Here is a 12,383-nt window from a genome sequence, read left to right on the forward strand (position 1 = left end):
AGCTCTCGGGGTAAGAACGTGGCCGGTTTTCTCATCAAGCGATTGCTGCAGGCGATTTTCGTCGTAATCGCCATCACCCTTCTCGTCTCATTCGCCATCCGCCTCACCGGCGACCCTGCCGTGATGATGTTTCAGGGCGGCGGCAGCATGACCGAAGACGACCTGGCCCGTATCCGCACAGCCCTTGGCACGGATCAACCTTTCCTCGTGCAGTATTTCACCTTCCTGAAGGGGCTGCTGACGCTCGATTTCGGTCGCAGCTTCACCGGCGGTACGCCGGTCTCGCAACTGATCGCCAATGCCCTGCCCGCCACGCTGCTGCTTGCCTTCATCTCGATGGTGGTATCGATCGCGCTCTCCATCCCGCTCGGCATCAAGGCAGCGACAGCACGCGGCAAGACGGCGGACCAGGTGATCCGCGTTCTCTCGCTCCTCGGCCTCTCCTTCCCGAACTTCTGGCTGGCGCTGATGATGGTGCTATTGTTTTCCATCACGCTCGGCTGGCTGCCGCCCAGTGGCATGGTCGGCATTTCGAGCTACGTCATGCCGGCCGTGACGATGGGTGTCATCCTGACGGCGACCAATGTGCGCCTGGTGCGCACCGCCATGCTGGAAACGCTGCAGTCGCAATATATCATGGTCGCGCGCGCCAAGGGCCTTAGCGAAAGCAAGGTGCTCTACAAGCATGCGCTGCGCAATTGCGCGATACCGCTCATCACCTATTTCGGCATCCAGTTCGGCGGGCTGCTCGGCGGCATCGTCGTCATCGAGCGCGTCTTCAACTGGCCCGGCCTCGGCACGCTGGCATTCGACGCCGTCGGCGCCCGCGACTACCCGGTCTTGCAGGGCGTAATCACCGTGCTGGCGCTCTTCATCGTCGGCGTCAATCTCCTCGTCGACATCGCCTATGGCCTCGTCGATCCCCGTATCCGCACGGAGTAACGCTGATGGCCGCCACAGTTTCTCACCGTTCGCGCTTCTACAGCTTCGAATTCATATTCGGTGTATTGCTCACGGCTGTTATTTGCCTTGCCGTGCTGCTCTCTGACGTGCTTTTTCCAGGCGGCGCGGAAAAGATCGATCTGATGGCAAGGCTTGCAAGGCCCTTCGCCAGCCTCGCCCATCCTTTCGGCACCGACCCCCTTGGCCGCGATGTGCTGGCTCGCGTCGTAGCAGGCGGCAAGATTTCGCTGACCGTCGGCCTGACCTCGGTCCTTGGCGGCGTTGTGCTTGGCGTGCTTGTAGGGCTTGCCGCAGGCTACTATCGTGGCATCTGGGATATGCTGCTGATGCGCTTTGCCGACGTCCAGCTTGCCATGCCCTTCATTCTTCTGGCGATCACCTTCATCGCCATTGTCGGTGGCAGTCTCACCAACACGATCATTCTCTTGATCGTATCGCAATGGGTGCAATATGCGCGCCTCGTGCGCGGCTCGGTGCTGAGCCTGCGCGAGCGGGAATTCATCCTCTCGGCACGCGCGATCGGCGTCAAAGACTGGCGCATCATCTTCCAGCACCTGCTGCCGAACCTCATCGGACCGGTGATCGTATTGATGACGCTGAACATCGCCACCAACATTCTCCTGGAAAGCAGCCTGACCTTCCTCGGACTGGGCGTCGACCCGACAATTCCGAGCTGGGGCGGCATGCTGGCCGATGGCCGCACCTATCTGCAGACGGCGTGGTGGGTGAGCCTTTTCCCGGGCGTCGCAATCCTTTTGACCGTGCTCGGTCTCAATCTCCTCGGCGATTGGCTGCGCGACAGCCTCGACCCAACAGGCAGAACGACAAGGTAGATATCATGACCGTGATTTTCGAGAGACGTTTTGAGCGCACGCTATCGCGCCTTGTTGCCGATGCGAAGCCTGGCCAGAACTTCGAGGCATGGACTTTCGATGATCGTCAGAGCCGCCAGCAGGCTGAGCGTACGCTCGCGGAAAAAGGTATAAAGGCTCGCATTCGCAGCGCCTACAAGCCGCTGATCAATGCCTTCATCGAGGAAATCGACCTGCATGATGTGAATGCGATCGAGATCCGCTATCCGGTTCATCCCAACGCACCGGAAAACCGCTTCCGCTTGGAAGCCTATCCGTTGGCGGCAATGGTGGGAAATCGCAAGATCACCTTTACCGCGCGAGCCGACAGCGACTTTCATTACGACGTTCTGCTGAAAGGCAATGCCGGCCAAGAACGGCAATTGAAGGTGCTGACGCCCAATCGCGTCCATATCGATGCCGCCGGCGAAACGAGCGTTTCTCTGACCGGCTGGCTAGTGCGGGATGGCAATGCGACGGGCAACCGGCTCGCCACCGATTATGAACAACTCTTTGAGGAGACCATTGCCGCGGTCACACACTTCGACTGGGGCACAAGCGAACCCTATTTCGAGGAACTGAACATTCGCGTTGCCCTGCCGGCGCTGGACGAGGCCTTGCCCGTCGGCGACGAAGTCATGAGCCTTCGCGAGGCGCTGCATGAAGACTTCTATTTCTCGCTGCTCGAATTCTTCCAGAAGAAATCCGGCCGCCCCCTCGGCGACCGCGGCTTGAAGCCGGGACAAATCGTCCCGCAGATCCTGCAGTCCTCTGGCCAGATTTCCGTCCAAGTGGAAACGCAACCACTGACGTCTCGCTATTGGGATGGCCCGGAACAGCAGATCGAGATGGCAACGGAACCACTTGCTGTGCAGCAGATCGAGGCCGAGCTTAACAAGATCGGCGGCGAAGCATTCGAGGCCGTCACACGCTCTGGCCGCACAGTTCGAGCGCGCTACATCAAGGGCAGCGACGCGGCCGTGATGATCAGCGGCGGGCAGCACGCCAACGAGACGACTGGCGGCGCGGGCGCGCTGCGGGCAGCGCGGCGGCTGGCAGGGGTCGAAGGTGCGCATTTCACCATCTCGCCGCTGGAAAATCCGGATGGCTACGCCCTTCATCAGCGTCTGCGCCAAGACAGCCCGCGCCACATGTATCATGCTGCCCGCTACACCGCGCTTGGCGACGATCTCGAATATCGGACCGAAGAGACTGCCGGCTCCCATCTCTTCGAAAAGAAAATCCGCTTCCAGGCGGAAAGGCTGAGCGGCGCGCGGCTGCACGTCAACCTGCATGGCTATCCGGCGCATGAATGGACGCGGCCGCTCTCCGGTTATGTCCCACGCAATTTCGCCATGTGGGCGCTGCCGAAGGGCTTTTTCCTGATTGCCCGTTATCATTCCGGCTGGGCGGCTCAGGCAGAGCACCTTCTGGACAAGGTCACCAGGCACCTCGGCGCCATCCCGGGGCTGCTGGATTATAACGACCGCCAGATCGCACTCTATGAAATCCATGCCGGCGAAACCGGCTTCCGCATCATCAACGGCTTCCCGTGCCTCGCCAGTATCGACGACCGCCACACGGTGCCCATGACCTTGATCACCGAATATCCGGACGAGACCATTTACGGCGACGCATTCATCGCCGGCCATACCGCGCAGATGGAAACCGTGCTTTCGGCCTATCGCGCCTGGCAGGAGATCATGGCTTCAAGTTAGTCGGACGGGTTGATCGGATCATATCGAGAAGCGCGGTCATCGCACTGGACGTATAGGCGTCCTTCCGGCGCACGAAGAGCGTATCCACCAGCGACCGCTCCGGCGGGAGCTCGTGGATTGCAACCCTGCCCTCCCGGACAGCGGCAGCGACGACGCCTTTCGGAAGGAGAGTGATGCCGACGCCGGCCGAAACACAGCTGACGATCGTATCGAGAGAGCCGAACTCCAGCGGCTTCGAGGTGACGATACCCATATCGGCAAGAAGCGACTCCAGCCGCTGCCGATAGGAACATCCGATCTGGAAGACGATGGTCTTGAGATCGACAATGCCGGCCAAATCTTCCATTCCGCGAATTGCGGGCGATGTCACAAGGACGAGCTCTTCCTTAAAGATCACCTCCTGCTCGAGATCGGGATGGCTGACGGGACCTGCCACGAAGGCACCCTCGACCCGACATGAAACGACATCGTCGATCAGTCGGCGGGTCGTACCGGTCGCGACGACGAGGCGCACCTGTGGATAGGTCTTGGCGAATTGGCCGAGGAGCGGCGACAATCGCAGCGCCGTGGTCGTCTCCAGGCTGCCGAGGGAAAGCGTCCCGCCCGGCTCGCCATCATCCCTGGCGGCGGTGCGGGCATCGGCCAGAAGCTTGGTGATGCGGCCGACAAATGGCAGAATTCGCTGTCCGGCCGGCGTGGTCGACACGCCCCTGGCATGCCGCTGGAACAGGCTGACGCCCAGCTCTTCTTCCAATGCCCGGATCCGCGCCGTCACATTCGATTGAACGGTATGCAGCTCCTGTGCTGCCCGGTTCATGCTGCCGTGCCGCGATACTGCTTCGAATACCCTAAGATCGGATAGGTCCATCTTCCTCTTATCTCCAATAGAGATAACTGCTCTCATAATAATTCATTTTTTATGATATAATGCACGGCGTATTCTCTCAAGTACTGATAGTTGAGAGAGTTCCCATGACCGAAACCGCCACGCACGAAACCGACAGGAACCATCATGATGCTCATATGGCATGGCGTGCCATCCTGTCGGCATTCTGCGCTTGCCTGATCGGCATCGGTCTTGCCCGTTTCGCCTATACGCCGCTCCTGCCCGCCATCGTCGATAACAATTGGTTCGAAGCCTCGGCGGCCGCCTATCTGGGTGCCGCAAATCTTTCCGGCTATCTGGTCGGCGCATTGCTCGGGCGGACGGTCGCCGCCCGTGCCTCCACGGTCCTGACGCTCAGGATCATGATGCTTGCCGCAACGGCAGCCTTCTTCGCCTGCGCCTTTCCTATCAGCTTTCCATGGTTCTTTGCGTGGCGTTTTGCAGCCGGCCTTGCCGGCGGCGCCCTGATGGTTCTGGCAGCGCCGACCGTCCTGCCGCTGATCGCACCGTCTCGCCGAGGGCTTGCCAGCGGTATAATCTTCATGGGCATCGGCGCTGGCGTCGCACTATCGGGCACATTGGTGCCCCTGCTGCTGCGACAGGGCTTGCGTGAGACATGGCTCAGCCTCGGCGCCTTATCGCTGCTGCTTACGATTATCGCGTGGGTCGGATGGCCGCGCGAAATCGCTGCCCACACCGCCACAAGCCATGATGCCACGCATATCCCGAAACAGTGGACGCTGCGCGCGCTCTACATCGAATATGCTTTGAATGCCGCCGGCTGGGTTCCGCATATGATCTTCCTCGTGGATTTTGTTGCCCGCGGCTTGGGAGAGGGCTTGCAGATCGGCGCGGAATACTGGGTGCTGTTTGGCCTCGGCGCGACCATCGGCCCCATCCTCGCCGGCCATTTGGCCGATCGCACGGGTTTTGCCGCAGCGCTGCGGTTCGCCTTCCTTCTCGAGGCCATCGCAGTCGCCATTCCCACCTTTGGTCTCGGGCAGGCTTGGCTCATCGCCTCAAGCCTGATCGTCGGCGCCTTCGTAACCGGTACGGTTCCCCTGATACTCGGGAGGATCGCGGAATTGCTGCCGCACCATCCGGCGCAGCAGAAGGTCGCATGGAGCCTGGCAACCGTATTCTTTGCCCTGTTTCAGGCGGCCGCGGCTTATGGACTTTCCTTCATCTTCGCCCGAACCGGCGGAAACTACAGGGTCCTCTTCTTGATCGGAGCCGGCGCAATGGTTCTCGCTTTGGCGATCGACCTCACCATTGCGATGTTGGTCCGCGCTCCTCAGGAGAATGCCCAAGGTCCCGACGCCTAACAATAGGAGAACATGACATGATAAAGCTTTTGACTGAAATTACCGGCAGCGAAAACATGATGGGGAATGGTGGTGCGCTCGATGCGCTCATCGGCTTCTATCGCGCCTTCAATGCCGGCGACCTGGACGCACTCGCCGCCAACTGGGCCGATGGCGACAAGCCAAGCATGGACAATCCGATCGGAGGCATCCGGCGTGGATGGCCGTCGATCCGTGAAGGCTATGCGAAGCTGTTTGGTGGAAAGGCGAGAGTCCAAGTCGCATTCCATGATTTTACCAGCCAGGGCGGCGATGACTGGCATCTATTCGTTGGCCGGGAGCGGGGAAGTTGCGTCACCGCCGACAGGAATATCGAGCTTCGCATCCGCACGACACGCTGGTTCACCCGGATCGACGGCGTCTGGCATCAGCTCCACCATCATGGCTCCATTGAGGAACCTGCCTTGCTTGCTGCCTATCAGGAAATCATCTTCGGCGCGCCATTGGAGCGACCGGCCTAGATGCTGTCACGAGATTTTGGCCCTCTGCGCGCTACCTTGCCCACATGGCGCCAAAGTTTCACGCGAGTTGGGATTCATGAGGCATTTTCTGCTGCTGTTCGCCAGCCTGTCCATTCTCTGCCTGGGGTCTTTTGCACCGCCGGCACAGGCCGAGGGTTTCGTTCGCGCCGATCATCAGCGGATCGTCGACGGCAAGGGCAATCCCCTCATACTGCGCGGTCTCGGCCTCGGCGGCTGGATGGTGCAAGAGGGCTATATGATGGGGCTTTCCAATCTGAAGGCGCAGCACATCATTCGCCGCCGCATTTCCGAAGTCATCGGCGAGAAAAGGACCGAGCAATTCTATCGATCCTGGCGCGAGAATGCGGTAACGAAAGCCGATATCGACGCGATGGGCAAATGGGGCTTCAACAGCGTACGCCTGCCGATGCACTGGAACCTGTTCATCGAGGACAAGCACGGCAAGAACACGTCCAAGAACATTGTCTGGAACGAGGAGGGCTTTCGGCGGATCGACCTTTTGATCCGCTGGCTGAAAGCCAATGACATGTACCTGATCCTCGACCTGCATGCGGCACCTGGCGGCCAGGGTCACGACATCGCCATTTCTGATCGCAATCCGAACAAGCCGTCTCTCTGGCACAGCGATAAGAACCAGGCAATGATGATTGCGCTGTGGAGCGAGATCGCGCGCCGCTACAGGGACGAGCCGACGATCGCGGGCTATGATCTGTTAAACGAGCCGAACTGGGGTTTTCAGGACAAGAAAGATAAGGGCGGCTGCCGCGAGACCGAAAACCGGCCGCTGCGTGACATCTATCAGCGTACCATTCGCGCCATCCGCGCGATCGACACCAACCATATGCTTATTATCGAGGGCAATTGCTGGGGCAACAATTATGCCGGCATATTGCCGATCGACGATCGCAATACGGCGCTCAGCTTCCACAAATACTGGACCCCAACGACGCAGGAATCGATCGAACCCTTCCTGAAACTGCGCGAGCAATATGATATGCCGCTATGGAACGGTGAATCCGGCGAAAACAATAATGATTGGTATGCCCGCGCCGTCGCATTGCAGGAAAGAAAGGGCATTGGCTGGTCGTGGTGGCCATTGAAGAAGATGGGCGCCGGCAATCCGCTGGAGATCAAGACGAATGCAAATTATCGCCGGCTGATTGCCTATCTCCGCGGCGAGGGCAAGAAACCTTCCGCCAAAAGCGCCTTTGCCGGCTTGATGCAGCTTGCAACCGACAGCCGCTATGACAGGAATATCCATCATCAAGCCGTGGTCGACGCCTTGATGGAACCTTCGCGCAAATCAGGCAAGGCCGAATAGATCACGGTCGATCCATTGGCGCGAGATGCTCCATGCCTCCAGGAATCCACCTATCCCATTGCATGCCTGATGGTCTTCGAGAGGCGCAGCAGAAATGGAGGCCGGGACGAGGCCACGAGCTTCCACGAGAGGATGGTCTTTGCCATATCCCGAGGCAGGACACCGATCGAAAGAAACCATCCGGCCAGCATCAGGCGACGCTTTCGCGACGCATTCATCTTGAGACTGGCAACCGCGCCGGCCATAGCAAGAAAGAGCCTAGAATCATTCGCAACAGGATGTTGGTCCCTGTCGATACAAAGTGATGCCAGACGCTCCTCCAGATGGACGGGATCGCGCAGACCGGCATCATCGGGAATGTCCAATCCGATTTCCGTTGCCTGATCCGACAGGGCCTCCAACCGGCGGAAATCATGCGCTATGCGCCAGCGCGCGCGCTGACCGAGCTTTTCGGCAAAGACGGAATGATTGGCGCCATGTATGCGATAGGCGCCGAGGCAATCTTCGATGGAGGTCACTTCGCCATGGAGCGGCGCAACCGTGGCAAGATATCCATCGGCGCCCTGGCGAAACTCCGGTTCCGGGACCGGCATGACCTTGTCCAGCACCGAACGCTTGAATGCCAGACCGCTGGTGACCGTCGTCTGATAGCGGCCTTTCCGCAGCAATTCCGGAGTGACATCGCCGGAATCGAAGGGCAATTCGACAGGCGGAAATACATCCTTTACATGCATCTGTTCATCAACGATATGCAGCCTGAACTGCACCTGGGCTGTCTTCTCTTCGAAGGCTTCAACAACCTCTGATACAGCATTCGGATAGAGATAATCATCCGCATCGAGAAACAGCACGATCTCGCCGTGGCTGGATGCGAAGCCGGTGTTGAATGCTGCAGCATGTCCACCGTTCACCTCACGCAGACATGTCTTTATTCGAGAGCCATAGGAGGCGATGACGTCAGCCGTCGCATCTGTCGATGCATCATCGACTACGATGACCTCGGCATCGTCGTAATCCTGATCCAACGCGCTGTCGATACTGCGCCTCAGAAAATGCGCGTAGTTGTAGTTCGCAATGACGATGGAGACGGGAGTGCGGTCTTGGATGGAATACATCGCATTGAACCTCGCAGATTTGCTTTGGTCGCGGCGAACCTTCTCATTCAGGTCCTGATGAATGACGTCGATACTGGCTGGGATAGATCCTGACGCATAAGTGGTATTACGTGATATCCTATGCAGCCGATGCTTGGATCCTGTTGATCCGTCTTGCCTTTCCGAGCCTCACCAGTTTTATGGCTTTTGAATGACCGGCCGGCATGATGTGAATGCCGGCCACGCTATTCATTCGATAGATTCTTACTTCACTTGATAACGTCGAGCTGCGGTAGAGCGCGAAAGATTGGGCTTCAAGGCCTGCCGTGCATCTTCATAAGCCTTCTGCAGATCGACGTCTTCGAGGGCGGGGATCGTCGCAAGCTCGCCCCGATCAAAGCCAACCAGCGCTGCATCGACCATATCCTCGGTCGACATGACGATCTCCGATGGCAGATGTTCGACGGGGACACCGGCGACCGCCCAGAATTCCGTTGCAGTCGCGCCGGGCAGAACTGCCTGTACGCGAATATTCTTGTCCGCCAGCTCATGCTTGAGGGACTGGCTGAAGGCAAGGACGAAGGCTTTCGTGCCGCCATAAACGCCATTCAGCAATTCCGGTGCGATTGCGACGATCGACGCGATATTGATAAGGGAGCCGCCACCACGCTGAACAAAGCCTGGCACCGCTGCATAGGTCAGCCGCATGAGCGCCGTGACATTCAGATCGATCATCTGCTGCATCTTGTCGACATCGGCCTCCAGCAGGGGTGCCGCCCCGCCAAAGCCGGCATTATTGACGAGAAGCGTGATCGCTTCATCCGTCTTCAGCACATGCTCCACACGCCGCAGCCCATTCGGCAAGCCGAGATCTGCGGCGATCACTTCGACCTTGCGTCCCGTCTCTGCACGCAGCCGATCCGCAATTGCCGAAAGCCGGTCTTCATTGCGCGCCACTAGAATAAGGTCGTAGCCCCGGTGGGCGAGCCGGTGCGCATAGACGGCGCCAATGCCCGAAGAAGCGCCCGTTACCAATGCTTTGCCCGATGAATTTGTCATTGTTTCCATTCCTTGTCCTGCGGCGTCACTATCCCGCTGCGATAACAATACGCGCGAATGCCGATGACCCAAATGTCATATTCACCACGTTTTCAGACATTCAGAACGGTAAATAATGGCTCGAATCGTGGAAAACTGATGCCGTTTGCGACCGATAAATGCTATAAGCACCTTTTCCAGCCGTGAGCTTTGCCATGCATTCCATCGGATTTCTCGTCTTCCCCGGCTTTCAGGTCATGGGATTTACCGCAGTGACCGCCTTCGAGGTTGCAAATCTGGCGAGTGAGAGGGAGCTCTATCGTGTAACGCTGCTATCGGAAACAGGAGGGCCTGTACGCTCATCGGCGGGGTTCTGTGTCGAAATGGAGGCATTTGGCGACGCTGCCTTTGATTCTCTTTTCATAGGCGCGGCGACGGAAGTTTCATCAACATCTCCGGCGATCCTCGACTATATCCGTCGGGCAGCAAAATCCGCCCGGCGCGTCGCGGCTCCATGCACCGGCGCCTTTGCTCTGGCTGAAGCCGGCCTGCTCGATGGTCGCCGCGCAACGACACATTGGGTCTTTGCGCGAGAGCTGCGGGATCGCTTCCCCGCGCTGAAGGTCGATGAAGACAAAATCTTCATCATCGATGGGTCCATCTGGACATCGGCGGGCATGACCGCCACCATCGACCTCGCCCTTGCGATGATCGAGAAGGATCACGGCGAGGAGCTGGCACGAGCAGTGGCCCGAAAGCTCGTCGTCTATCACCGCCGCGCCGGTGGGCAGTCGCAATTTTCCACGCTTCTCGAGCTGGAGCCGAAGTCCGACCGTGTTCAACGCGCGCTCGACTTTGCCGGACGAAACCTGCGCAAGATCGTATCGGTCGAGGAGCTGGCGGAGGCGGCAAGCCTCAGCCCACGCCAGTTCAACCGCGTCTTCCGCAGCGAAACCGGCCAATCCCCCGCCAAGGCGATCGAGAACATGCGGGTGGAGGCTGCGAGATTGATGATCGAAGACGGCCGCCATTCGATGGACGAAATCGCCACCGAAGTCGGCTTTACCGATCGCGAGCGCATGCGTCGCGCATTCCTGCGCGTGCTGGGCCAGCCGCCGCAGACGATCCGCCGCAACGTACGCGCTTTCGGGTAGATGTAGCCGGCGAAGAACGAAGTCGCGGCCGCCATCAAGGCCCATAGCGAGAAGAGGTGAGATCGACCGAAAGGGGCGGCTTGTACCCGCTCCTTTCGGATTGCTGCACGGCATGGAATGAACCTTCTCCGAGCGGAGCGTCATTGCCCACTCGCCACGATCGCTCAGCTCAAGGAGAAGTCCTGCTCAACACATTTGCTCGTCGCGATCTTATGCCGCTGCCTCGAAGCATTCACTACAACGATTGCTGCATGGTCTGTCGGCCACATCACCGACCATCGGCAGGTTGATCCGATGCGCTAGGAGCTCCAATCAATATGTCAGCACCAATAGCCGCATAGTCACCTTATTGAGCGCGCTTCTCTCTTCCGGTTCAGTTTAACTCCTGGGGCCGGCAATGTCGAAGATACATCCGCCATGATGCTTGTTCGATGGCGCAACTACACACCCTCGATGACATCAGCATGTCCCAGGCAAGAAAAAGCCCGCATGAAGCGGGCTTCTTAGTCTTATTCTGCTGCGCCTGCAGCTTTCGTCTTGCGCGTGCGCTTCGGCTTTGCTGCCTCGGCAGCAGTCGGTGCGGGAGCAGCAACCGAAGCAGCCTTTGTCCGGGTAGCTTTGGGCGCCGCAGCTTTTGGTGCTGCCTTGGTAGCAGCAGGCTTGGCGGCGGCCGACTTTACCGCTGCCGCGGGCTTGGCAGCCTTCGCCTTCGTCTTCGAAGCCGCTGCCTTGCCTCCAGTCTTTGCCGCGTTCAGGAGTGCGACGCGACGTTGGCGGTTCTGCTCGAGAGCCTGCTGGAAGCCGACATCATTCTCCGCATGAAAGGCCAGATCATCGAGAAACTCAGCCACGTCCTTGACCGTGTCGACAACGACGTAGCTCAATCCACGACCGGCATTGATGGAGTCGCGGCCGACCGTCACGCCAAAGCCACCGGGAACACGCTGGAACCAGGTGGAGCGCCACTTCTTGAAGCCTGCAGCGTCTCGCTCGTACTCCTCCAGATATGCCTTCTGTTCCGCTACTCGAGCACGAAATGTATCGACAACATTGCGTGCGCCAGCCTTCGGCTTATCAGCCTTTTTTGAAGTCCATTTCTCAAGAAAGTTTGCCATTGATCCGATCTCTTCAGGTTAGCGTTCTTTGTCAAGCCGCCGTTGCTTAAGAAGCGATGACGAAGCTCCTCCGCATGGATGCCCGCATATATGTAAAGGATAGATGTATAATGGCAACATAATACGTCATTATCGTCGATAATCGGGCTTTTGCAGCCGCCTTTGGAGAGCAAAGGCGCTTAATTTTCGCAAATTTTCCGACCCGATTGGCCATTTCCGGACATGATCTGAAAACTTCTGCAAGGCGTGCTGCGGTGCATCCTTGCTTGGAAATGCTCTATGGCGATGCACAAACCTTGCGGGCGTGTCGACGGATAGTTGATGCCGTCTCTGGCTCTTGCCGCCACTTTGTTGTCCGGCAAACTCCTATACGTTCGACTCTACGAGACCGAGGCCC

Annotated in this window: 11 protein-coding genes; 7 read left to right on the forward strand and 4 right to left on the reverse strand. The window is 58.7% G+C overall.

The window, feature by feature from the left end; genetic code table 11:
* The first annotated feature begins 18 nt into the window (after positions 1-18).
* Genes AC13RC_RS19090 through AC13RC_RS19100 form a run of 3 tightly spaced genes read left to right on the forward strand, consistent with a single transcriptional unit; the run spans position 19 to position 3,532 of the window.
* A complete protein-coding gene (locus AC13RC_RS19090; protein ID WP_145319624.1) occupies positions 19-942 on the forward strand; it encodes an ABC transporter permease in 924 nt (307 codons plus the stop codon).
* A gap of 5 nt (positions 943-947) precedes the next feature.
* Positions 948-1,796, forward strand: a complete 849-nt coding sequence (locus tag AC13RC_RS19095) for an ABC transporter permease (RefSeq protein WP_113329314.1) — start codon at positions 948-950, stop codon at positions 1,794-1,796.
* Between the two features lie 5 nt (positions 1,797-1,801).
* The gene (locus tag AC13RC_RS19100) at positions 1,802-3,532 is read left to right on the forward strand and encodes a M14 family metallopeptidase (protein WP_488558102.1); all 1,731 of its coding nucleotides are present in this window, start codon (positions 1,802-1,804) and stop codon (positions 3,530-3,532) included.
* Here the strand turns inward: AC13RC_RS19100 and AC13RC_RS19105 are convergent.
* Positions 3,516-4,400 carry a LysR substrate-binding domain-containing protein gene (locus AC13RC_RS19105; protein ID WP_488558103.1) on the reverse strand — a complete coding sequence of 295 codons (885 nt, stop codon included), beginning with the start codon at positions 4,398-4,400 and terminating at the stop codon, positions 3,516-3,518. The genes AC13RC_RS19100 and AC13RC_RS19105 overlap by 17 nt on opposite strands.
* Before the next feature lie 104 nt (positions 4,401-4,504).
* On the opposite strand from AC13RC_RS19105, the gene AC13RC_RS19110 reads away from it, so the two are divergent.
* The 3 genes from AC13RC_RS19110 (at position 4,505) to AC13RC_RS19120 (ending at position 7,585) form a co-directional block, all read left to right on the forward strand.
* Entirely contained in the window at positions 4,505-5,743 is a 1,239-nt protein-coding gene (locus AC13RC_RS19110; RefSeq protein WP_488558104.1) for a YbfB/YjiJ family MFS transporter, read from the forward strand.
* A 17-nt stretch (positions 5,744-5,760) separates the two neighbouring features.
* A complete protein-coding gene (locus AC13RC_RS19115) occupies positions 5,761-6,243 on the forward strand; it encodes a YybH family protein (protein ID WP_145319612.1) in 483 nt (160 codons plus the stop codon).
* A gap of 76 nt (positions 6,244-6,319) precedes the next feature.
* Positions 6,320-7,585 carry a glycoside hydrolase family 5 protein gene (locus AC13RC_RS19120; protein WP_488558105.1) on the forward strand — a complete coding sequence of 422 codons (1,266 nt, stop codon included), beginning with the start codon at positions 6,320-6,322 and terminating at the stop codon, positions 7,583-7,585.
* A gap of 50 nt (positions 7,586-7,635) precedes the next feature.
* Here the strand turns inward: AC13RC_RS19120 and AC13RC_RS19125 are convergent, their stop codons facing one another.
* Together AC13RC_RS19125 and AC13RC_RS19130 are read right to left on the reverse strand one after the other, a co-directional pair.
* A complete protein-coding gene (locus AC13RC_RS19125; RefSeq protein WP_488558106.1) occupies positions 7,636-8,700 on the reverse strand; it encodes a glycosyltransferase family 2 protein in 1,065 nt (354 codons plus the stop codon).
* Positions 8,701-8,943: 243 nt separating this feature from the next.
* Complete coding sequence (locus AC13RC_RS19130; RefSeq protein WP_488558107.1) at positions 8,944-9,738, reverse strand: SDR family NAD(P)-dependent oxidoreductase; 795 nt, start codon at positions 9,736-9,738, stop codon at positions 8,944-8,946.
* A gap of 194 nt (positions 9,739-9,932) precedes the next feature.
* Here AC13RC_RS19130 and AC13RC_RS19135 point away from each other — a divergent pair, with 194 nt between their 5' ends.
* Entirely contained in the window at positions 9,933-10,871 is a 939-nt protein-coding gene (locus AC13RC_RS19135) for a GlxA family transcriptional regulator (RefSeq protein ID WP_488558108.1), read from the forward strand.
* A gap of 509 nt (positions 10,872-11,380) precedes the next feature.
* Here the strand turns inward: AC13RC_RS19135 and AC13RC_RS19140 are convergent.
* On the reverse strand, positions 11,381-11,986 hold the full coding sequence (locus AC13RC_RS19140; RefSeq protein ID WP_488558109.1) for a hypothetical protein: 606 nt from the start codon (positions 11,984-11,986) through the stop codon (positions 11,381-11,383).
* Positions 11,987-12,383: the final 397 nt, after the last annotated feature.

This window comes from Martinezella sp. CNPSo 3890, assembly GCF_057784455.1.

Coding starts and splice junctions, on each gene's coding strand:
- AC13RC_RS19095 (WP_113329314.1), top strand. CDS start 948: ATGGCCGCCACAGTTTCTCACCGTTCGCGCTTCTACAGCTTCGAATTC.
- AC13RC_RS19100 (WP_488558102.1), top strand. CDS start 1,802: ATGACCGTGATTTTCGAGAGACGTTTTGAGCGCACGCTATCGCGCCTT.
- AC13RC_RS19105 (WP_488558103.1), bottom strand. CDS start 4,400: ATGGACCTATCCGATCTTAGGGTATTCGAAGCAGTATCGCGGCACGGC.
- AC13RC_RS19110 (WP_488558104.1), top strand. CDS start 4,505: ATGACCGAAACCGCCACGCACGAAACCGACAGGAACCATCATGATGCT.
- AC13RC_RS19115 (WP_145319612.1), top strand. CDS start 5,761: ATGATAAAGCTTTTGACTGAAATTACCGGCAGCGAAAACATGATGGGG.
- AC13RC_RS19120 (WP_488558105.1), top strand. CDS start 6,320: ATGAGGCATTTTCTGCTGCTGTTCGCCAGCCTGTCCATTCTCTGCCTG.
- AC13RC_RS19125 (WP_488558106.1), bottom strand. CDS start 8,700: ATGTATTCCATCCAAGACCGCACTCCCGTCTCCATCGTCATTGCGAAC.
- AC13RC_RS19130 (WP_488558107.1), bottom strand. CDS start 9,738: ATGACAAATTCATCGGGCAAAGCATTGGTAACGGGCGCTTCTTCGGGC.
- AC13RC_RS19135 (WP_488558108.1), top strand. CDS start 9,933: ATGCATTCCATCGGATTTCTCGTCTTCCCCGGCTTTCAGGTCATGGGA.
- AC13RC_RS19140 (WP_488558109.1), bottom strand. CDS start 11,986: ATGGCAAACTTTCTTGAGAAATGGACTTCAAAAAAGGCTGATAAGCCG.